Origin of the sequence: Vreelandella neptunia (assembly GCF_000712975.1) — a bacterium.
Lineage (GTDB): Bacteria > Pseudomonadota > Gammaproteobacteria > Pseudomonadales > Halomonadaceae > Vreelandella > Vreelandella qaidamensis.
The window spans coordinates 732,607-754,658 of sequence record NZ_JHQL01000001.1 but is presented as its reverse complement, the minus strand read 5'-3'; the positions used below and the strand labels follow the sequence as shown (position 1 = coordinate 754,658).

The window sequence follows — 22,052 nt, the reverse complement described above, 5'->3', positions numbered from 1 at the left end:
TCTAAACCCGGTGGGCGCTTATAGGTTAAAAGCGTCTTCCACCAGCTGGCGCTGCTGTTCAGTGTGGACGGACATATAGCCAGCTGCCGGTGCGGCAGAGGCAGGACGTCCTGCAAATTTCAAATCACGTCCGAAGCCATCTTTCAGCATATCGGCCACGGCGCGCATGTGGTGCTGACTTGAGTACCAAGCGCCCTGGTTCAGCGGCTCTTCCTGGCACCACACGATGTCTTCCACATTGGCATACGCCTGGAGCACTTCCAGAAGCTCTTCTTTCGGGAAGGGGTAGAGCTGCTCAAGACGAATAATCGCCGTATCATCACGCTCGTTTTCTGCACGCCAGTTGGCTAGGTCGTAGTACACCTTGCCAGCACACATAATAACGCGAGTCACTTTCTCTGCCTCAAGATTCGCTTGATCTGGCAAGACCATGTGGAACTTGCCATGAGCGAGATCTTCTAGGCTAGATACTGCTTCTTTATGACGCAACAGCGACTTCGGCGACATCACTACCAACGGCTTACGCAGCGGGCGAATGACCTGACGTCGCAACAGGTGATAAATCTGTGCAGGTGTCGTCGGCACACATACTTGCATATTGTGCTCAGCGCACAGCTGCAAGAAACGCTCTAATCGAGCAGATGAGTGCTCAGGGCCTTGCCCTTCATAGCCGTGCGGCAACAGCATGGTTAGGCCACACAGCCGGCCCCATTTGGTTTCACCAGAGGATATAAACTGGTCAACCACCACCTGGGCGCCATTGAAGAAGTCACCAAACTGGGCTTCCCAAATGACTAAGTCGTTTGGCGCTGTTGTAGAGTAGCCATATTCAAAGGCCAACACCGCTTCTTCTGACAAGAAAGAGTCATGAATCGTAAAGCGCGGCTGACCATCAGACATGTTCTGCAACGGCACATAAGTAGAACCGTCTTTCTGGTTGTGGACAACCGCATGGCGGTGAGAGAACGTCCCACGACCAACATCCTGACCGGTAATCCGGATCGGGTGGCCCTGATCAAGCAGCGTGGCATACGCTAGCGTTTCAGCGAAGCCCCAGTTAAGCCCCATGCCGCCCGCCTGCATTTTGCGACGGTCTTCATAGATCTTAGCGACCTGGCGCTGAACTTCGACCCCGTCAGGGATATCGCACATTCGTGCTGCCAACTGTTGCAGACGCTTCATATCGAAGGTGGTGTCTGCATCGCCAGTCCACTCGTGTCCCAGGTAAGGCGCCCAGTCCACAAACAGTGAGGTATTCGGCTCTTGCACCAAGGCATTTGCTACGTGGTTACCTGCCACAAGATCATCGCGGTAGGTTTCAACCATTGCCTTAGCATCTTCTTCTGATAGTACGCCCTGTTCTACTAAGCGCTGAGCATAGAGAGAACGCGAAGAAGGATGATCTTTAATTTTGGCGTACATCATTGGCTGGGTGCCCGATGGCTCGTCGGCCTCGTTATGGCCGCGACGGCGGTAGCACACCAAATCAATAACAACATCTTTTTTGAACTGCTGACGGTAATCCAATGCCACCTGGGTTGCATGGATCACTGCATCGGGATCGTCGCCGTTAACATGGAAAATCGGCGCCTGAACCATCTTAGCAATATCGGTACAGTACTCAGTAGAACGTGCATCCAAGGGGTTCGAAGTTGTGAAACCCACTTGGTTGTTAATCACGATATGTACTGTACCGCCGGTCTTATAGGCACGGGTTTGAGACATCTGGAATGTCTCCATGACCACGCCTTGACCAGCAAATGCGGCATCACCATGGACGTTGATTGGCAGTACTTTACTGCCCTCTTCGTCATTACGGCGATCTTGACGTGCCCGCACTGAGCCTTCAACCACTGGCGCAACAATTTCCAAATGCGACGGGTTAAAGGACATGGCCAAGTGAACTTCACCACCAGGCGACATGACGTTAGAGCTAAAGCCTTGGTGATATTTTACGTCACCAGAACCACGTTCGATCACCTTTTTACCGTCGAACTCATCGATCAATTCAGCGGGATTTTTACCCAAAATATTGACCAGTAAGTTGAGACGACCACGGTGAGCCATGCCAATAACGACTTCTTTGGTGCCATAACCGCCGGAGCGCTGAATCAACTCGTCCATCATTGGAACAAATGATTCACCGCCTTCCAAACCAAAGCGCTTTGTACCTGGGTACTTAGACGCTAGGTAATTTTCCAGGCCTTCAGCAGCGGTGAGGCGCTCCAGCACGTGCTTACGCACGTCATCGCTGAATTTCGGCGCACTTCGCACCGATTCAAAACGCCGCTGCAACCAGCGTTTTTCTTCGGTATCGACGATGTGCATAATTTCGCAGCCGATGGAGCGACAATAGGTCTGCTCCAGTGCGTCAACGATCTCACGCAACGGTGCTTTATCGATACCTAGAAAAAACGAGCCAGTCTGGAACTCGGTGTCAAGATCAGCCTTAGAAAGCTGATGAAATGACAGATCGAGGTCTGGGACGGGGGTGGGATTACGCAGTCCTAGCGGGTCGATATTGGCCTTCTGATGGCCACGAAAGCGGTATGCGTTAATCAGCTGCAGGACTTTCACCTGCTTCTTATTCTCACCGCTATCCGCAGCGGCGGCTACCCGACCTGGGCGACTTTCACGACCCAGTTGGTAGAACTGATCACGAGTGGGGCTTAGTGGAACATCGTGGGAGGCACTGCCTTCAGAACGTGGCAGCTGATCAAAATAGCTGCGCCATTCGTCTGAGACAGAATCAGGATCGGCGAGGTACTGCTCATAAAGCGCTTCCACGTAGTGGACATTGCCACCACTAACGTGAGAGGAACGCCACATCAACTCCATTATGCCTTGTTGCATCTCTCGGTCACCCTGCACTGATGGGGTGGTATCGGTATCGCTGCAATCGCGCAACGACATCGCTATTGCCCTGCCGGCGGGGCGGGACATTTGCCGGCGGCGCCGACCGTAGGCCGGAAGCCCTGTTCATACTGCATTTTCGTAACGAACTACGCTACGAATTTCATTACGAACTAATATCGCTTAGCATTTACTGCACGACGCGTTTCTTTATTTGGTCATACTCAATCAGTTCATGCTCAAAAGCCGGTACTTGCGGCACCGGCTTTTAAACTTGGCTGATAAGGTAGTGCGACGCGTCGCCGCACCACCAAACCTCCCTATGATAACAAGCGAAGCGCCACGATTTAAGTAGCTTTATGCAGCAACTTACGCGGCGCTCGCATTTTTTTCATAGGATTAGGCGTTTACGTCGCATCGGCCAGCAACATTTCACGAATTTTACCAATTGCGCGGGTCGGATTTAGCCCTTTTGGACATACCGCAACGCAATTCATGATCCCGCGGCAGCGGAAAACAGAGAACGGATCTTCCAAGCTTGTAAGACGTTCACGGGTAGCCGTGTCGCGCGTATCTGCAAGGAAGCGGTATGACTGGAGCAAACCAGCCGGACCAACAAATTTATCCGGATTCCACCAGAAAGATGGGCAAGACGTAGAACAGCATGCACACAGGATACATTCGTACAGACCATCTAGCTTGTCGCGCTCTTCTGGCGATTGCAGACGCTCAATCGCTGGTGCTGGGGTATCATTTTGCAGGTACGGCTGAATACGCTCGTACTGCTTATAGAATAGCCCCATATCAACGACCATATCGCGGATAACCGGCAAACCAGGCAGCGGGCGCAAGGTCAGCTTATTGCCTTTAACGACGTCTGACAGCGGCGTAATACACGCCAAACCGTTCTTACCATTCATATTCATACCGTCGGAACCGCACACACCTTCGCGGCAGCTGCGACGGAAAGCAAGCCCGCTATCCTGCACTTTCATCAGGTGCAGGACATCTAGCACCATCAAATCGCGGCCTTTCGTATCGACCTGGAACTCCTGCATATAGGGCGCGGAGTCGGTTTCCGGATTGTAGCGATATACGGATACCTGAAGGTTAGACATGGTGACTCCCTCTCATCAGTGCAGAGATTAGTAGGTGCGAACCTTAGGCTCGAACGTATCAACAGTTTTAGGCTTGAAGTTGACGTCGCGCTTCTTCAGCTCTTTCGTGGCCGGGAAGTAGAGCGAGTGCTTCAGCCAGTTGACATCATCACGGTCAGGATAGTCGTAGCGCGAATGCGCGCCGCGGCTTTCATTACGCTCAAGGGCAGCAATCGCCGTTGCTTCTGCCACTTCCATGAGGTTATCAAGCTCTAACGCTTCAACACGCGCCGTGTTGAAAGCATTGGACTTGTCCGGCAGGTGGGCATTGGCAATACGGCTGCGCAGATCCGCTAGCTTTTTGACACCTTCCTGCATGTTTTTCTCTTCTCGGAATACACCAAAAGAGGTCTGCATGATGTCTTGAAGCTCTGCTTTAAGCTCAGGAATGCTTTCGCCACCTTCTGACTCATTCCAGCGCGTAATACGCTTCATCGCTGACTCAATATCAGACTCAGAAGCATCTAGGTATTCAATACCTTCGTTAAGCGCGCCTTCAATAAACATACCCGCCGCACGACCGAATACCACCAAGTCTAGCAGAGAGTTACCACCCAAGCGGTTGGCACCGTGAACCGATACACACGCCGCTTCACCACAAGCGAACAGACCGTTAATGATATGATCGTTGCCGCTTTCGTCCTGGGTAATTGCCTGGCCATGAATATTGGTCGGAATACCACCCATCATGTAGTGGCAAGTAGGCACGACAGGAATCGGGTCTTTGGCAGGATCGACGTGAGCGAACGTTTTCGACAGTTCAACGATACCCGGCAGACGCTTACCAAGCACCTCTTCGCCCAGATGGTCAAGCTTCAAGAAGACGTGATCACCCTTCTCGCCACAGCCTCGGCCTTCAAGAATTTCCATGACCATAGAGCGTGCAACAACGTCACGGCCGGCCAAGTCTTTGGCGTTCGGCGCATAACGCTCCATAAAGCGCTCACCGTCTTTATTGATCAGGTAACCACCTTCACCACGGCAACCTTCAGTTACCAGGGTACCCGCACCGTAGATACCGGTCGGGTGGAACTGCCACATTTCCATATCCTGCATCGGGAAGCCAGCACGTAATGCCATGCCAATACCGTCACCCGTATTGATCAAGGCATTAGTCGTAGAAGCATAAATACGGCCGGCACCACCAGTGGCTAGCACCGTGGCTTTCGATTTAACGTGGACGACTTCGCCTGTCTCGATGCACATAGCGATACAGCCCACTACGTCACCGTTGCTGTTTTTCACCAAATCAACCGCATACCACTCATTTAAGAATGTGGTGTTGTTCTTGAGGTTGTTTTGGTAAAGCGTGTGTAGCAATGCGTGGCCTGTACGGTCTGCGGCTGCGCAAGTACGAGCCGCTTGACCGCCTTCGCCGAAGTTTTTCGACTGCCCACCAAACGGACGCTGATAAATACGGCCATTATCGAAACGTGAGAACGGCAACCCCATGTGCTCAAGCTCAAAGACTGCCTTCGGGCCTTCTGAACACATGTATTCAGCCGCATCCTGGTCAGCGATATAGTCGCCGCCTTTAACGGTGTCATACATGTGCCAACGCCAATCATCATTCGGATCTGAAGAGGCGATTGCGCAAGTGATGCCACCTTGAGCAGAAACCGTGTGAGAGCGCGTCGGGAACACTTTGGACAGTACTGCTGTCTTTTTACCGGACTTAGCCAGTTCAAGAGCGGCACGCAAGCCAGAGCCACCGCCACCGATGATAATGGCATCAAACGTCAAGCTACGAAGGTTAGACATGTATCAAGCTCCCCACAGAATTTGAATGCCCCATACCAGGTACACGAAGATGGCCAGAATAATCAGGGTCTGGGCACCTACGCGCTGGCGAGTGGACTTGAGGTAATCGGTGGTGACCGTCCACAAACCGATCCAGGCGTGCGCTGCAATGGAAACAAACGCTAGCAGCGAAAAAATACGCATCCATGTTTGCTCGAACAATCCGCTCCAGGCGTAATAATCCAAATTAGGATTGAACAGCAGGTAAGCAACGATAAAAATGGTATATAAAGCCAGAATTACCGCTGAAACGCGCTGCATCAGCCAATCGGATAACCCGCTACGGCCAAAACTTGTGATGTTGGTTACCATACCCAAACTCCTGCCAAAATAATCAGAACGGCGCTGACCACAACTGTGATCTGTGCTTTTTTCACACCACCTTCAAGGGTCACACCGATATCAGCATCCATTAGCAAGTGTTTAACACCTGCCACAAAATGGAATGCCAATGCCGATAACAAACCCCAAGCAATGAGTTTGGCTAGGAAGTTAGTGGCCAGTGCGTTGCTGACACTATCAAAGCCAGCAGGAGACGATAGCGATTTACCCAGCGCCCAAAAAGCGAAAATCAGGCCAACGAAGAGGATGACACCCGTAATACGGTGTGTAATCGACGTTAGCGCCGGTAGTGGGAAATGTATCGTAGTAAGGTCTAGGTTTACGGGTCGTTTACTATTCACGGCGTTATACACACTCTCTTGGCCCGCTCTGCGACAGGTCGGGCATGGCCCGAGCGGGCAGTGGTTGCTGGAAGGGGCTCGGCCGTTGCCAAGTCGGGCACGACCACCTACCTGCCGGTCGCGCGCCGTGGATTATAAGAACCTTCGCCCCTGCTGACAAACCGAACTCAGGCTTAACTCGACTATGGTGCAAGAAAAATGCAGCCAACCCGAGTCGATTTTGCGATGCAGCATGGTTATAGTGACAGTAGATTGAGGATTTGATAAGCCTGTTGACGTGTCGCCAATCCCCTGACACTTCGTTACTATGAACTCCTTTTTCATCATATACAAAAACTATCCACAACAACAATATTTGTACAAGGATACCTAGCGTTTAGGCTAATTGACAAAATGGCGCACACTTCTATAGTGGGCGAGCCTTTTTGCCGGCGCGGTATGCGAAACAACGACCTTACGTCCCAAACCGAATTCGAAAGGAGGCCAGCATGGCTGACAGGAAAGCAACATTGACGGTAGACGGTCTAGAAAAATCGATCGAACTACCCATGTATTCCGGCACACTTGGCCCCGACGTCATCGACGTACGCAGCCTGGGTGCCGAAGGCCTGTTTACCTACGACCCCGGCTTCATGGCCACTTCTTCTTGCCAATCAGCCATTACGTATATCGATGGCGGAAAAGGGATACTGCTACACCGTGGCTACCCTATTGATCAGCTCGCTAAAGAGTCCAATTTTGTAGAAGTTTGTTACACCCTGCTGTTCGGCGAATTGCCCAACGATGAACAGTACGCTGATTTTGAATCACGCATTCGTAATCACACCATGGTTCACGACCAAATCAACAACTTCTTCAAAGGGTTCCGCCGCGATGCGCACCCAATGTCTATCTTGTGCGGTGTTGTTGGTGGCTTAGCTGCCTTCTATCACGACCACATGGACATCACCCAAGAAGAAGATCGTGTGATCAGCGCTATTCGCCTCATTGCAAAAATGCCTACCCTGGCGGCAATGTCGCATAAATATAACGTTGGCCAGCCCTTCAACTACCCGCGCAACGACCTGAGTTATGCAGAGAACTTCCTCTACATGATGTTCAGCAACCCGTGCGAAGAGTACAAAATCAATCCGGTATACGCGAAAGCTATGGACCGCATTTTTATGCTTCATGCGGACCATGAGCAAAACGCCTCTACCTCTACCGTACGTCTAGCAGGCTCAACCGGCGCTAACCCCTTTGCATGTATCAGCGCAGGTATTGCAGCGTTGTGGGGCCCAGCACATGGCGGCGCGAATGAAGCCGTACTAAACATGCTGGACGAAATTGGCGATGACTCAGAAGAGAATATTCAGCGCTTTGTCGATAAGGCAAAAGATAAAGACGACCCCTTCAAGCTAATGGGCTTTGGCCACCGCGTGTATCGCAACTTTGACCCGCGCGCCAAAGTAATGAAAGAGACCTGCGACGAAGTACTAGCCGAGCTTGGCCTAGCCGACGATCCGCAGCTCAAAATCGCCAAGCGCCTTGAGCAAATCGCCCTGGAAGATGAGTACTTCATCGAGCGCAAGCTGTATCCAAACGTCGATTTCTACTCTGGCATCATCCTTAAAGCCATGGGCATTCCGACCAACATGTTTACCGTGATTTTCGCGGTATCTCGCACCATCGGCTGGATCTCTCACTGGCATGAAATGCTTAGCGAAAGCTATAAAATCGGCCGTCCGCGCCAGCTGTATATCGGCCACGATATGCGCGACTATCCTAAAAAATAACGCTGCAATAACAACGCAGCGTCACTAGGATAATAAAAGGCCACCCCATGGGTGGCCTTTTGCTTATCGTAAATCCACTTTTCTTTGTTACACCCTTCACTAACAAGGTGCTCTATGCGAACAATCACCACGGTTGCCTTTATTGGCCTCGGCGTTATGGGCTACCCCATGGCAGGCCACCTCGCCCAACAAGGCTTAACAACGCGTGTTTACAACCGCACCAGCAGCAAAGCCGATGCCTGGGCAAAAGAGCATGGCGGCACCGCCCACGCCACCCCTAGAGAAGCCGCCGAAGGCGCCGACCTTGTATTGGTATGCGTTGGGAATGACGATGACGTCAGGCAAGTAACGACCGGCATCGACGGCGTTTTGAGCAGCATGACAACCGGCTCCTTCCTCATCGACCACACCACTGCTTCTGCAGACCTAGCCCTAGAACTAGATACCGCCTGCCGTGAACAAGGCGTTGGCTTTTTAGACGCTCCTGTGTCCGGCGGACAGCAAGGGGCTGAAAATGGCGCCCTGACAATTATGTGCGGTGGCGAGCAAGCACATTTTGATGCCGTGCAGCCGATTCTCAACCACTATGCTCGCGCCGTCACACTGATGGGCAGTGCCAGCAGCGGCCAACTGACCAAGATGGTCAACCAAATCTGCATTGCTGGCTTGGTGCAGGGGCTTGCTGAAGGCTTGCACTTCGCCGAACAAGCAGGTCTTGATCAGCAACAAGTAATCGATGTGGTTTCTAAGGGTGCTGCCGGTTCATGGCAAATGGAAAACCGCCACAAAACAATGATTGCCAACGAGTACAATCATGGTTTCGCTGTGGACTGGATGCGTAAAGATTTAGGGATATGTTTAGAACAAGCTCGCCGATTGAATGCCACGCTGCCTGTTACCGCCCTTGTTGATCAATTTTATGCAGATGTACAACGCATGGATGGCGGCCGTTGGGACACTTCGTCGCTATTAAAGCGCCTACAAAAGCCAGAATAACGCTTGACATTTAAACTCCTCGATCTTGAAAAGGGTTTTCCACACTATCTGTGGATAACCCTGTTCACAACCACTACAAAACGTCCCACAATCGCCATGAACAGTGACCTAGCCTTAAATTGGTCATTTTTTAACCTAACATAACTTGTTGATTTAAAATGGTTTATGCTAAATCACTGATTTTTTGAAGTGATAATACGAGGTTGTGCACAACCCCTTTCACAAACCTGCAAAAGTGGACAAGTCAAGCACAAAATCATCAAAAAACGATCGAAATAGACGCGATTTCAGGTAGCGACGTTAGCGATAGGAACGCAAAAACCGACAGATGGGCTGCGCCATTGCCTTTAATTAAAATGCGTATTTTAAGAATTTTTTTCTAAAAGCAGATTTGAAAAAAATAACGAGGGAAGTAGGAGGTGGCGTCCCATAGGGGGTTCGAACCCCTGTTACCGCCGTGAAAGGGCGGTGTCCTAGACCACTAGACGAATGGGACGTTATTAACCTAATAACAATACGGCCTTTAGACGCTATATAGAAAATCTCTTCATAAGGACTGACAATCGGAGTTTTCAATATTGGTGGAGCCTAGCGGGATCGAACCGCTGACCTCAACACTGCCAGTGTTGCGCTCTCCCAGCTGAGCTAAGGCCCCACATGTCTTGAAGACGGAGCGTATAATACTGATTACGCCCGCCTTCGTCAAGCCTATTCGATACCAGCGGTGCAAAAACATAGCAGTAACATGCAGATCGCACCTTCTTTATTTCTTATGCTCTCACTATCCCTGTCGTTACCATCCGCATCTCGCGTTACCGTCTACAGCTCACGAAACTCTTTTTCGAAGCGCTTGGCCTGCTTCTTGGAAACGCCACCCAATACCTCAATCGCACTGCGCAGCCGTGCTCGTGTTACGTCTGACCCCAAGATCGCCATGGCATCCATTACCGACGTGCTTGACGTACTGCCTGTAATAGCAATAAAGACAGGGGCAAGGAAGCCCTTCATTTTAATATCAAAATGCTCAGCCAGCACTTTGACCTCAGCCAATAACGCCTCTTTATGCCAAGCAGGCACCGCTTCAAAGCGCCACACTAAGAACTGCAGTAATTTGACGAGTTCTTCTTTTTCAAGCTTCACGCTATCAAAGTCGTCTTCCGTTAGCGCAGGCAGGCCAGAGAAAAAGTGCCCAGCTAGCGGAATCACTTGGGAAAGCGTTTCCACACGAGGGCGTACCTGAGGCAATATTTGCTTCACATACTCCTCATTGAATGCCCACTCGCGAAGTGCACGAAGCAGCGCGTCGTCATCTAAATCTTCACGAATATAGACGCCGTTCAACCACGTCAGCTTTTCAAGATCAAATACCGGCCCACCCAACGATACCCGTTGAACATCAAACTCAGCCATCATCTCTGACAGGCTAAATTTCTCGCGCTCATCCGGCATCGACCAGCCCATGCGGCCCAAATAATTGGTGACGGCCTGAGGCAAAAAGCCCATCCGACGATAGTAGTTAATCGACGTCGGGTTTTTCCGCTTGGAAAGCTTAGACTTATCAGGATTACGCAGAAGCGGCATGTGGCACAGCTGCGGCATATCCCAACCGAAGTATTCATAAAGCAGCTGATGCTTCGGCGCTGAGTTAATCCACTCTTCGCCGCGCAACACATGGGTAATGTTCATCAAGTGATCATCAACCACGTTGGCCAAGTGATAGGTAGGCATGCCATCTGACTTCAGCAGAATTTGAGCATCAACTTGCGCCCATTCAACTTCGATTGTGCCGCGCAACATATCGTTCACCACACAAACGCCTGTACTCGGCACCTTCATACGAACGACATAAGGCCAGCCTTCCTGCTCACGACGAGCTTGCTCATCTGGGGCCAACGCTAGGTCAACTGGCTTCAAGGCCAAGTGCATACCGGCCGCTTTGCGCGCTTCTCTCAGTTCATCCAACTCTTCACTGGTGCGGTAACACTTAAAGGCATGCCCTGAATCCATAAGCTGCTGAGCGTACTGAGCGTAGATATCACCACGCTCGCTTTGCCGATACGGACCATGCGGGCCACCCACATCAGGGCCTTCATCCCACTCTAGGCCAAGCCAACGTAAAGAATCTAAAATCATCTGTTCTGATTCAGCGGTAGAGCGAACCCGATCGGTGTCTTCAATACGCAGAATGAACTGGCCGCCATGTTGGCGCGCAAAACAGAGATTAAATAGCGCAATATAGGCAGTTCCTACATGCGGGTCACCCGTCGGAGAAGGCGCGATACGAGTACGTACGGTCATCAAGATGTCCTTTTGGCAATAAAGCGTCACGGCATTATACGCACCCTTAGTGCAACCAACAGTATCTTGCAGGGAACGAGTTTGACTTAAAAGCGTCTGATCGAAAGCTGAAAGCTCACGGATAGGAAAAAGCTCACAGATAGGAAGATGCGCGTTAAAGCACAATCACTTAGTATGGCGAAGTACCTATGATTCGTGTTCATACTTGAAAACGCTTCGCGATTTCAGTATGTAAAGAACGCCGCCGAGTAAGGTGGAAGTACATTAAACGAGCTTATTTGGCTCATTGATAGGAATATAAAATGGAATCGCTAGGCTCACGTATCAAGCAACTGCGGCTTCGGGCCAAGCTCAACAAAGCTGCCCTTGCACGTAAAGTAGGCGTATCAGATGTCACCATTTCTTATTGGGAATCCGGAGCTATCAAACAAATCGGCCATGAACGTCTTGTTGCGCTCGCTGATGCCCTTGATTGCTCTTTAGCGACTCTTTTAGAAGGTGACAGTGCTCCCCCATTGCTAACCCTGACACATACCGGCCCCCTCCCCTGGGAACAGGTTCAGGCAACCACAATGACGGTACCACATCATCTGCCGCTAAAGATTGACTGGAAAGCCCCCTGCGTACTGGCAACTCCCGGCCAAGAAACGGATTTCTCTCCGGTGTCAGTAGGCGACTTAGTGCTATTAGGCCCTACCCATGTATTTCATAAAGCTGGCCATTATCTGATCCAGCGTGAACAAGGTTATGTTATTGAGCACTTTGCTAAAGCGCCCAGTGATACCACCATACATGCGGTACTGCTAGCACACTGGTCTCCTGCCTAAAGCATCTTATCTCCCCACATCCTACATTTCTTCAACCACGTCCACCTGATCGCGCGTACGCCTTGGTTCACTGCCCACTAAGAAGCTGCGCGAATAGGTGGCCACCTGCCCTAGTCCATGGCGAGTCTGGGTAACCAGCTCGCCAGCTAAGTGCTCTCCTTCATTGCCAATGCGCGCCTGCACCGAACTAGGCTGCACAGATGCTTCTGAAAGCTGAACCCTCACCATATATCTTCCATCTGGCAACCCGCTGCCAGAGCCAAAGGGGCCAGCATTAAACTTCCCGTCCAAAACATTGGTGCGCGCCTGCCAACGAACACGACTTATCTCACGCTCAATGGTTACCTGGATAAGGGCACCTTCCGGCAGATTGGTTTCGCCTTCTACCATTAAACGACGATCAGAGCGCAGAGAGGCCTTAGTCGAAATAGCTACGACAAGAGGATCAACCACCTCTTTTGGTTCGGCGCTTTCCTGTGGGCTAGGCGTTTCAACGACCGGCTCTGAGGGCGACTCTTCTTCCTGACTACCACAGCCAGCCAGCAGTAACACACTCACCAACACAAAACTGATACCACCTAGTGTCTTATGCATAGAGACTCCTCAACAACGAAATATCAGCTTACCACTGCCTAGCCCTCATCACATTGAATTAGACCGCAAAAGAAGCAAAGTGCTGCAAGGCTCACAAGAGTTATACAAAAACTAAACACGAATAGCACGGCAAACGAAAAACACCTCATCATTTCGTCGCTAATCTGCCTGAAATATCAGAATAAAACACTGCACCGACCGACTGCCAGAAACACCGCTAACGCTAGCCAGCGACACGAGACCACCTACCTAGCGTCATACATAAACTGAATGACGGTGGTTTCGGGGACTTGCTTTGTACTCAAACCCGCTTTTTGCGTACAATCGCTCGCCAACTACTCCCCTTGCTGCTAAGCAATTACGACAGGCTTATACCGCATCGCATGATGCAAGTGATTGATATGACTAAAACAAGCCCAGCAGATGCTGCCCGTCTGTTTTCTGTGGCCCCCATGATGGATTGGACAACTCGCGATTATCGCGCGTTTGCACGCACGTTAACCAAGCGAACATTGCTGTACACCGAGATGGTGACCACTGGTGCCATTTTGCATGGAACGCCACGTGAGCGTTTTTTAGGCTATAGCGATGTAGAGCATCCGATTGCGTTGCAGTTGGGTGGCAGCGATGCGGGCGAGCTTGCTGAGTGCGCGGCGATTGCCGAGGCGTGGGGGTACGACGAGGTCAATCTGAATGTCGGCTGCCCCAGCGACCGAGTGCAGAACAATATGATTGGCGCTTGTTTGATGGGCTACCCTGAAAAAGTAGCGGCAGCGGTGAAAGCTATGCAAGCGGTAGTGTCGATTCCGGTCACGGTGAAGTGCCGTATCGGGATTGACGATCAGGATGAAGATGCTGACCTGGCGCGGTTTATTGAGATCGTGGCGGCGGCAGGTTGCAACGTCTTTACCGTTCACGCGCGAAAGGCGTGGCTGCAGGGTTTGTCACCTAAGCAGAACCGGGATGTGCCGCCCCTTAACTATCCCCGCGTGCACCGTTTGAAGCAAAGCCATCCAGAGCTGCATATTGGCATTAACGGGGGGATCAAAACCCTTGCCGAGTGCAAAGCACAGCTTGAGCACGTAGACAGTGTGATGGTGGGCCGCGAGGCATACCAAAACCCGTGGCTACTCGCCGGGGTGGATGAGCAGCTGTTTGGTGAAGCAGGACCAGCACGCACGCGCCTGGAAGCGGCTAACGCATTTCGCCCCTATATTCAGCAGCGGTTGGATGAAGGGGCCAAGTTGAATCACATTACCCGCCATTTGCTGGGGTTATTTCAGGGCTGCCCAGGGGGTAGGCGTTTCCGACGCCACTTATCTGAACATGCCCATAAAGAGGACGCAGGCCTGCGGCTTTTCGATGAAGCGCTTAGTTTAGTTCGCGAACCCGAAACAGAGACCCCGGAAGCACTACAGCCCACGACCTAGTTCGGCTATGGGCTGCAGTTAGCGACAGTTGAGACGACGCCTAGCGGCGTTGAGCGCGCTAGGCGTCAAACACCGCTATGGATTGCGAACGCCCTGCTCAATGCGCTCGCCGATTTCTTGATCAATATTGCGCCAATATTCAAAGGCACGTGCTAATACAGGCTCAGTAACGCCACCGGATAAGTGCCCTACCACGTTCGATACTAAGCGATCACGCTGGGTATCATCCATTACTTCACGCACTAGCGCATGAGCTTGGCTCCAGTCGTCATCATCTTTTCTCAGCGTATAGGCCGCGCGCACAAACTTTCCGTCAGTCGACCACACCGCATCTTCTGGGTAACGCTGAGCATCGGCTTTCGGCCCGCCTTTGCTATTGGGCGTATACACCGGATCGGTAGCGTGTCGAATACGCATCGCGCCACCTTGGCTATAGCTATGTACGGGGCACTTTGGGGTATTCACGGGGATATGCCTGTAGTTCACACCCAAGCGGGCACGGTGCGCGTCAGCATAAGAGATAGAGCGTGCCAATAGCATCTTGTCCGGTGATAAACCGGTACCTGGCACCATGTTATTAGGCTCAAATGCCGCTTGCTCAATTTCGCTATGAAAATCCGTAGGATTACGATCAAGCGTCAGCTTACCGACTTCGATTAATGGGTAGTCCTTATGAGACCACACCTTGGTCAGATCGAAGGGGTTAACGCGATACGTTTTGGCATCCTCAAACGGCATAATCTGCATCTTGAGCGTCCACGTAGGATAGTCGCCCCGCTTTATGGCCTCGAACAAGTCACGACGATGATAATCCGCATCACTGCCGGCCATTTGATCCGCCTGCTCTTGGGTCATGCATTTAATGCCTTGATCAGTTTTGAAGTGATACTTCACCCAAAACCGTTCACCTTCAGCATTTACCCACATATAGGTGTGGCTGGAGTAACCGTTCATATGCCGCCATGTGGCTGGCACACCTCGATCACCCATCAACCATGCCACTTGGTGAGCTGACTCAGGCGCTAGTGTCCAGAAATCCCACTGCATATCATGGTCGCGCAGGCCATTATCCGCACGGCGTTTTTGCGAATGGATAAAGTGCTGGAATTTCATCGGATCGCGGACAAAAAACACAGGGGTATTGTTACCCACCATGTCGAAGTTACCTTCTTCGGTATAAAACTTAATCGAGAAACCCCGGGGGTCGCGCCATGTGTCAGGGCTGCCGCTCTCCCCTGCTACAGTTGAAAAGCGGATCAATACGTCAGTCTTGGTGCCCGGTTGTAGAAACTTGGCTTTGGTGTAGGAGCTAACATCGTTAGTTACCTCAAAGTGTCCAAAGGCACCACTCCCCTTTGCGTGTGGCTGGCGGTCAGGAATCATTTCACGGTTAAACGCCGCCATTTGCTCCATCAAATAGTGATCGTGCATAACAATGGGGCCATCAGGCCCTACCGAAAGCGCATGCTCGTCGCTTGAAACCGGAATACCTGATTCGTTCGTAGTGGGGTGCTGGCTATCACGGCTCATAACACTTCCTCCTTGTCACATTCGACATGGCACGATCTGTACCACTGGAAAAAGCCGCCTTTAACGATCTATATTAATCTAAGCTAAAGCGGCTACCCCACAAGTATAGCCAACTCATCTGCATCACGCCATTTGTGATCCGGCTTCTTTTGCTATTGAGTTAATAGTTTTTAACTATAATGTTGAATCAATAACTTTAATCTCGCACCAAAAACACGTATCAATACATCGTATCAATACATCGCATCAGGCTGAGGCGTTAGGCTTGATTGAAAATTCTCAATGGCTGTCTCAGCTTCCTCAATCTCATCAAAGCGGGCAATGTGATAAAGCGCTTCACCTTCATTCGCTAGTGGCAAGCGACTCATACCAATCACAATACCGTCGGCCATGGAGAGCACTTCGCCCTCATCGTTACCAAACGGGTCAGCCACTTTACCGAGCACTTCGCCTTTTGCCACCCGGGCACCTAGGCGCACTTTGGGTCGTAAGATGCCGTCGATAGGTGCCCGCGCCCAGCTAGAGCCATTGGCAAGTTCCGCAGGCATTGGCGAGCGGCGACGCTGCTCGCCCGCTAGCATGCCTAAACGTCGCATAACTCGTAAAACACCACGCACGCCGGGGGCAATTGCCCACTCATCAAAACGTAGCGCCTCACCCGCTTCATAAGTCAGCACAGGGATACCACGGTTTTGCGCATAGTGGCGCAAACTACCTTCACGGAGCTCTGCATTAAGCACAACGGGCGCGCCAAATGCATCGGCCATGCGCTCCGTTTCACTGCCTGGCTGGAGCTGGGCACGAATCTGCGGAAGGTTGGTACGGTGAATAGCACCGGTATGCAAGTCGATAATATGCGTGGCGTGATCGACAATTTCATCGCGGAATAGCGCCGCAATGCGCCCACCTAACGAGCCCTTTTCACTGCCCGGGAAACAGCGGTTCAAATCGCGGCGGTCTGGCAAATAGCGCGTTTGCTGTAAAAAACCGAAGACATTCACCACGGGTACCGCAATTAACGTACCGCGCAAGCTGTTAATTGCCTTGGAACGCAGCAAACGACGAACAATCTCTACCCCATTAATTTCATCACCATGAATGCCACCACACACCAACATGACCGGGCCATCTTTACGCCCATGCACGACCTCAACCGGAATATGCAGCTGTGTGTGGGTGTATAGGCGTGCCACAGGCACATCTATTTGTAAGCGTTGGCCAGGCATTACAGTGTGCCCTGCCAAAATAAAAGGTGCTCGCGCCATGCTGAAATCCCTATAACGTGGGTAATGACGGTTTCATTTCGAAACAGCGTTTCCAAACAAATCTTATACGTCTTTCACTGAAATAACGACTTTACTAACCTAGGTTATGAGCTAAAACAATTAACCATACAGTTTTGAATGTAAAAAGTGATGCACATACGGTAAAATGTGACTATCCCGTGTCACTTATTGAGGTTACGTTTTTATGGCAAGAAAAACCAAAGCGGAGGCTGCTGCAACTCGCGAAGCGCTGTTGGATGCGGCTGAAGAAGTGTTTTTCGCAAAAGGCGTAGCTCGCACATCGCTGGAGCAAATTGCCCGTCATGCTAATCTGACGCGGGGTGCCGTTTATTGGCATTTTAAAAATAAAGGCGACTTATTTATGGCGTTGGTGGAGCGTGTCCGCATGCCTTTCCAATCCTTAATGGAAGAGGTCAACAACGCTGACCCTACCCTCTCGCCACTTACCGCTATTCAGCTTGCTTGCCATGCTGGGCTTAACCGTTTGGAACAGCCATCTCATCAGCGCATTTTGTCGATTCTTCTGCATCGCTGCGAATTCTTTAGCGATATTAATCCGATTCAGATGCAAGATGAAATCGCTGATGAGTGTTTCGACGAAATGCTGTTGGTCTTTCAACTGGCCCAGCAGCAGCAGTTACTACGCGATGATCTGTCCCCAGAGGTGGCAACCCGGCTGATGCAAGCAGCACTGGGTGGTTTGTTCCACGACTGGCTGCGTAATCCTGAGTCTTTCTCGCTACGTGAGCGTGGCGGTGAACTTATCGATACCTTAATCACCATGATGCAGCGCTAACCATCTCGCTGCAATGCAGCAATACACCTATACTGAGCGCATTGTCAGCATAGGATTATGTTATGGATGCATTGGAATTTGTTCGTGTCCGCGAACTTGATATTGCTGTTCGTATTTGGAACCCCAGCGCACCGCGCACGCTGATTGCGTGGCATGGCCTTGCGCGTCACGGCGGCGACTTCGAGGCACTTGCACACCAGCTAGGCAGCGACTGGCGTATTCTTGCGCCGGATACGCCTGGTCGCGGTCTTTCCAGCTGGTCACTGTTTCCTGCCCACGACTATCTTTACAGCCACTATATGACGGTGGCGATCGCTATTTTAGATCATTTCCAGTTAAAGCAAGTCGACTGGCTGGGCACGTCCATGGGAGGGCTACTGGGCATGCTGCTCGCTGCCGATAAAACGCATAGCCAACGGATTTCTAGACTTATCCTCAATGATGTTGGGCCTGAACTGAATAAAGAGGGACTCATCGCACTCTCCAGCTATTTCAGCCTAACCCATCGCTTTACGAGCTTTGTGGATCTACAAAAAGAACTGATGCAGCACTACGCAAGCTTTGGGATCACCAGTGACGCTGAGTGGCGGGCATTAGCACTTGGCAGCGCTCGGCGGCTACCAGATGGGTGTTGGACTTACCACTTTGATCCACGCATTGGTGAGCAGTTTATCCATGACACACCACGAGACACATGGGCAGATTGGGCGAACATTCACTGCCCTGTGATGGTAATTCGAGGTGCTGAATCAACGCTACTGGATGCCGAAACGCTGCCTAGAATGAAAGAGGTACAACCTGGCTTGGTCACCTTCACCGCCCCAGGCTGCGGCCATGCTCCTATGCTGAATCATCCCGAACAAGTCACACCGCTTCGTCAGTTTCTCGATACGCCACTGAGCGCTTTCACCTCCAGCAAACCAGCAAGTGCTCCTTCTACGTCGCTTCCTATTGCACAGTGGATTGTTAAACAGTGGCGGCGGCTATTTGGCTAAACAACACCCACTAGGTGGAATAGCCATTTGAATGATGTTTGCGGTGCAAGCGCAGCTTATTCACACGAACGCGCGTATCGAGATATTGCTGCTCAATCACACTACGGTATGCGCCTTCGTCGGCAAGATATTTCACTAGCACCCGGCGCTCGCCCGTTTGTGGGCAGTCTCCTGCTTTACAGTGCAACCTAACAGCACTGCTGGGTTCATTTTCCAGCTGAGCCGAGGCGTATTCATCATTCTGGCGTTCAGAAACAACGACAGTAGCGCCTAATAAACAGCGACGATTGAACGGCTGATAGCGATGAAGCGCGCGTTGCACTGAGTGGCACACGGCCGCCGCAATCGGCGACGCAACCGCAAATGATACCCACAGTACAAGCACGCCGACAGGCACTCTCAACATACCCAGCGATAACCAGCGCAGGGCCAGTAGCTCAATAGCGAGCGAAATTACCCCCGCAAAAAGTACCAAAATACTTAGCGCAAGCGTGGCGGGTACACCTGCAAAGCCTAACGACACAAGTGTGCTGGCCATGTGGTCGTCGCGCAGGCTATCGCGCTCAAACAGCTCAAGCGGTGCAAGCCTAATTAACACCAGTAACCAGTAGAGTGCTGTCAAAGCCAATAAGAGGGTAAAAACGATCGTAGGAAATTGCAGTGCAGCGGAAACAAGCGAGTGAATCATGGCGTATTCTCCTCCAGACAAAGCCTGGTGATGTTTTCGCTTGATGTTATCTTTATTAGTACAAGCTAAAAACAGCGATCTCTTTTAGCGTAGACCACCTTACGCGTTTATGTGTTTAGCTAACTTGATGCCCATCACTTAATAGTCGAAAGTTCAGCCGTGGGCTTTATGCGAAAGGCATCCCCTACTCACCGCGCGATGGCGGAGAGCGGGGAATAGTAAATAATTAATATAAACGAGCGTAAATCAGCGACGCCCGCGCAGCTTATCCCTTAGCTCCTGAAGCCGGCTTTTAACGTCGTCAAGAGTATGATTGTCGCCTATTAAGCTACGAATAGCCTGAAGCTGGTGATCCAATCGTCCATGGTGGTGAAGATCATCGGGGGTTTCATCTGCACCAAGCGGCAGTACATTTTCAAAGTAGGTCCCACCCAGTAGACGGCGTAATACACCTTCGCCTATAAACGCGTCGTCGCTGTTCAAGGTGCGGGTAGCTCGCAGCAAACGACGCACGTCGTATTGACCAGGATAGATATCAGGCACCTGTTTTTTAAGCCCAAGTAAGCTGTAGACGCCAATACGGGCTGTTCTCACCGAACTTTCCAGCGTGAACACAACATCGTTATGGGTTTCTACAAACTGACCCATACAGGCCAGGTTGGTGCAGCCTTCAGGAACCACCTCGGGGCGATCTCCCTTAGCTCTTGGCATAAATTGAGCGGTGATATAGGGCATTAGCGCGATACGGGTTTTGGTAGCGGCTACTATGGCATCAACCTGATCAATCAAACCAAGGTGGTAGCACATTTCAGTCAACACTTCTTTACCGGTGCACGCTGGCATTGGCTTTTTGACATAGTCGCCGGGCTTGTCCATCAACAAGGCGTATGTCCACAGCACAATCACATCGTCGGGCTGGTCGGGGAAGTGCGGCTGGCGATTGCAGGTAAAGCTCATTAACCAGGAAGAGTCTGTAAAGGTAATAATCCCACCGGTGGCTGTGAACCCTGAATAAGGATCGTTAACCGACAATTCCTTAAGCTTATCCATCAAAGGCGAAGGTTTACAGGTAAGCGTTACAGACTCCCAGGTAGAACGAAGAACGTCCCCGCAGAACTTTTCTGGCTTCCCAAAAATGTCAGATTTTTCTGCGAGATTCTTCCACAGTTGCCAACCTGATCCCACGCCAGCCTGCCCTTTATCTTTCAGCTGTGGAACGGTGTCATCATCGCCATAAGCAGTATCTTCGGTCATCGAACCCGTGGTGACGAACACCAAGTCGCGGGGACCGACCGTGATGGCTTTACCGCCGTTACTACCGTGACACTGAATGGTGGTGACGGTTCTACTGCCGCCTTCCTGAGTCTCCATGCCTAGGTTTTCGACAACCGTATCGTACTCAATCTTTACACCCTGATCCTTCAGCCAACTCATCAGTGGTCGAACAAAACTGTCGTACTGGTTGTACTTTGGAAATACCAATGACGTCATGTCGTTAAGGCCATCCATCAGGTGCAGGAAGCGATGCATATATAGCTTCATTTCGAGCACTGAATGCCAGTTTTGGAAGGCAAACATGGTGCGCCAGAAGGTATAGAAATTAGTGTCTAGAAAACCTTCACTAAACCACTGCTCTACAGTGACATCATCCAGATCCTCTTTACGCGCTAGCAGTAGCTTGATGACTTCCAGCTGCTGGCGTTTGGTGAGGTTCATGGTGGAAAAATCTTTGATCTGGCCTTGCTTTTCCAACAGGCGCGCTTTTGACCAGTTTTTGTCAGCGTCATTTACAATGCGGTACTCATCTAGCACAGTAAAAGGCGGCGGCAACTCAAGCGCCGGTATTTCCGAGAAGACGTCCCAGAAATTCTGGTAGGTCATCTCCATTTCACGGCCTCCGCGCACGATATAGCCTTCTTCCGCGTTACCAGCACCATCCAACGAGCCGCCCTCTATGCTCTGCTCCTCTAGGAAAGTGATATTGCCAGCGGGCATATGACCGTCACGAATCAGGAAGAAAGCAGCAGACAACCCAGCAATACCGCCACCAACGATCCAGGCGTGACGCTGCTCAATACCCTCGGTCGGAAGTGGCCGGTTGTTGGTATAGCTGCCATGCAGATCGGCGGGTGGAAATGGCGTGTCGATACCGTTATGCAAGTGTCTTGATGAGGCGTCTGGCGTAATATCGAGAGGCTGCTTCTCAAGGGCGTCAATATGAGCTATCAGCTTTGAACCAGATATTTTTGAAGGGTTAGAGTTGCTCATTGATAGCTATCCTTTTCTGGGCAATTACTATCAATAAAGTGTAGTTTAAAAAACCTAACAGCCTCTAAAAAACCAT

17 protein-coding genes and 2 tRNA genes are annotated in these 22,052 nt (G+C 51.1%); 6 read left to right on the top strand and 13 right to left on the bottom strand.

What is annotated here, in order from left to right:
• Positions 1–18 precede the first annotated feature (18 nt).
• From CR46_RS0103455 to sdhC, 5 genes are all read right to left on the bottom strand, one after another.
• Positions 19–2,853: a 2-oxoglutarate dehydrogenase E1 component gene (locus CR46_RS0103455; RefSeq protein ID WP_030070131.1), complete on the bottom strand. Its 2,835-nt coding sequence runs from the start codon at positions 2,851–2,853 to the stop codon at positions 19–21.
• Positions 2,854–3,260: 407 nt separating this feature from the next.
• On the bottom strand, positions 3,261–3,971 hold the full coding sequence (locus CR46_RS0103450; RefSeq protein WP_030070130.1) for a succinate dehydrogenase iron-sulfur subunit: 711 nt from the start codon (positions 3,969–3,971) through the stop codon (positions 3,261–3,263).
• 27 nt (positions 3,972–3,998) lie between these two features.
• Positions 3,999–5,771, bottom strand: a complete 1,773-nt coding sequence (sdhA, locus tag CR46_RS0103445) for a succinate dehydrogenase flavoprotein subunit (RefSeq protein WP_030070129.1) — start codon at positions 5,769–5,771, stop codon at positions 3,999–4,001.
• Positions 5,772–5,774: 3 nt separating this feature from the next.
• Positions 5,775–6,122 carry a succinate dehydrogenase, hydrophobic membrane anchor protein gene (gene sdhD, locus CR46_RS0103440; RefSeq protein WP_030070128.1) on the bottom strand — a complete coding sequence of 116 codons (348 nt, stop codon included), beginning with the start codon at positions 6,120–6,122 and terminating at the stop codon, positions 5,775–5,777.
• Positions 6,116–6,493, bottom strand: coding sequence for a succinate dehydrogenase, cytochrome b556 subunit (sdhC, locus tag CR46_RS0103435; RefSeq protein WP_198023687.1), 378 nt, complete (start codon positions 6,491–6,493; stop codon positions 6,116–6,118). The genes sdhD and sdhC overlap by 7 nt, the downstream gene beginning before the upstream one ends.
• 488 nt (positions 6,494–6,981) lie before the next feature.
• On the opposite strand from sdhC, the gene gltA reads away from it, so the two are divergent.
• Both gltA and CR46_RS0103425 read left to right on the top strand, forming a co-directional pair.
• Entirely contained in the window at positions 6,982–8,268 is a 1,287-nt protein-coding gene (gltA, locus tag CR46_RS0103430; RefSeq protein WP_030070126.1) for a citrate synthase, read from the top strand.
• A gap of 114 nt (positions 8,269–8,382) precedes the next feature.
• Positions 8,383–9,264 carry an NAD(P)-dependent oxidoreductase gene (locus CR46_RS0103425; protein WP_030070125.1) on the top strand — a complete coding sequence of 294 codons (882 nt, stop codon included), beginning with the start codon at positions 8,383–8,385 and terminating at the stop codon, positions 9,262–9,264.
• Between the two features lie 420 nt (positions 9,265–9,684).
• On the opposite strand, the gene CR46_RS0103420 is transcribed toward CR46_RS0103425, so the two are convergent.
• The 3 genes from CR46_RS0103420 to gltX form a co-directional block, all read right to left on the bottom strand.
• Positions 9,685–9,760 (bottom strand) — tRNA-Glu (locus CR46_RS0103420).
• Between the two features lie 83 nt (positions 9,761–9,843).
• A tRNA-Ala gene (locus tag CR46_RS0103415) sits at positions 9,844–9,919 on the bottom strand.
• A 164-nt stretch (positions 9,920–10,083) separates the two neighbouring features.
• The gene (gltX, locus tag CR46_RS0103410) at positions 10,084–11,562 is read right to left on the bottom strand and encodes a glutamate--tRNA ligase (protein ID WP_030070124.1); all 1,479 of its coding nucleotides are present in this window, start codon (positions 11,560–11,562) and stop codon (positions 10,084–10,086) included.
• Positions 11,563–11,864: 302 nt separating this feature from the next.
• Here gltX and CR46_RS0103405 point away from each other — a divergent pair, with 302 nt between their 5' ends.
• Positions 11,865–12,389, top strand: coding sequence for a helix-turn-helix domain-containing protein (locus CR46_RS0103405; protein ID WP_030070123.1), 525 nt, complete (start codon positions 11,865–11,867; stop codon positions 12,387–12,389).
• Positions 12,390–12,410: 21 nt separating this feature from the next.
• On the opposite strand, the gene CR46_RS0103400 is transcribed toward CR46_RS0103405, so the two are convergent.
• Positions 12,411–12,983: a hypothetical protein gene (locus CR46_RS0103400; RefSeq protein WP_030070122.1), complete on the bottom strand. Its 573-nt coding sequence runs from the start codon at positions 12,981–12,983 to the stop codon at positions 12,411–12,413.
• 401 nt (positions 12,984–13,384) lie between these two features.
• On the opposite strand from CR46_RS0103400, the gene dusA reads away from it, so the two are divergent.
• Positions 13,385–14,413, top strand: a complete 1,029-nt coding sequence (dusA, locus tag CR46_RS0103395; RefSeq protein WP_030070121.1) for a tRNA dihydrouridine(20/20a) synthase DusA — start codon at positions 13,385–13,387, stop codon at positions 14,411–14,413.
• 75 nt (positions 14,414–14,488) lie between these two features.
• Here dusA and CR46_RS0103390 read toward each other — a convergent pair whose 3' ends face one another.
• A complete protein-coding gene (locus tag CR46_RS0103390; protein WP_030070120.1) occupies positions 14,489–15,943 on the bottom strand; it encodes a catalase in 1,455 nt (484 codons plus the stop codon).
• A 233-nt stretch (positions 15,944–16,176) separates the two neighbouring features.
• The gene (locus CR46_RS0103385) at positions 16,177–17,208 is read right to left on the bottom strand and encodes a succinylglutamate desuccinylase/aspartoacylase family protein (protein WP_030070119.1); all 1,032 of its coding nucleotides are present in this window, start codon (positions 17,206–17,208) and stop codon (positions 16,177–16,179) included.
• A 205-nt stretch (positions 17,209–17,413) separates the two neighbouring features.
• Here CR46_RS0103385 and CR46_RS0103380 point away from each other — a divergent pair, with 205 nt between their 5' ends.
• Together CR46_RS0103380 and CR46_RS0103375 are read left to right on the top strand one after the other, a co-directional pair.
• The gene (locus CR46_RS0103380; RefSeq protein ID WP_030070118.1) at positions 17,414–18,025 is read left to right on the top strand and encodes a TetR family transcriptional regulator; all 612 of its coding nucleotides are present in this window, start codon (positions 17,414–17,416) and stop codon (positions 18,023–18,025) included.
• Positions 18,026–18,087: 62 nt separating this feature from the next.
• A complete protein-coding gene (locus tag CR46_RS0103375) occupies positions 18,088–19,020 on the top strand; it encodes an alpha/beta fold hydrolase (RefSeq protein WP_030070117.1) in 933 nt (310 codons plus the stop codon).
• 10 nt (positions 19,021–19,030) lie between these two features.
• Here CR46_RS0103375 and CR46_RS0103370 read toward each other — a convergent pair whose 3' ends face one another.
• Together CR46_RS0103370 and CR46_RS0103365 are read right to left on the bottom strand one after the other, a co-directional pair.
• Positions 19,031–19,708, bottom strand: coding sequence for a hypothetical protein (locus CR46_RS0103370; protein ID WP_404813842.1), 678 nt, complete (start codon positions 19,706–19,708; stop codon positions 19,031–19,033).
• A 246-nt stretch (positions 19,709–19,954) separates the two neighbouring features.
• Positions 19,955–21,976, bottom strand: a complete 2,022-nt coding sequence (locus CR46_RS0103365) for an oleate hydratase (RefSeq protein WP_030070115.1) — start codon at positions 21,974–21,976, stop codon at positions 19,955–19,957.
• Positions 21,977–22,052: the final 76 nt, after the last annotated feature.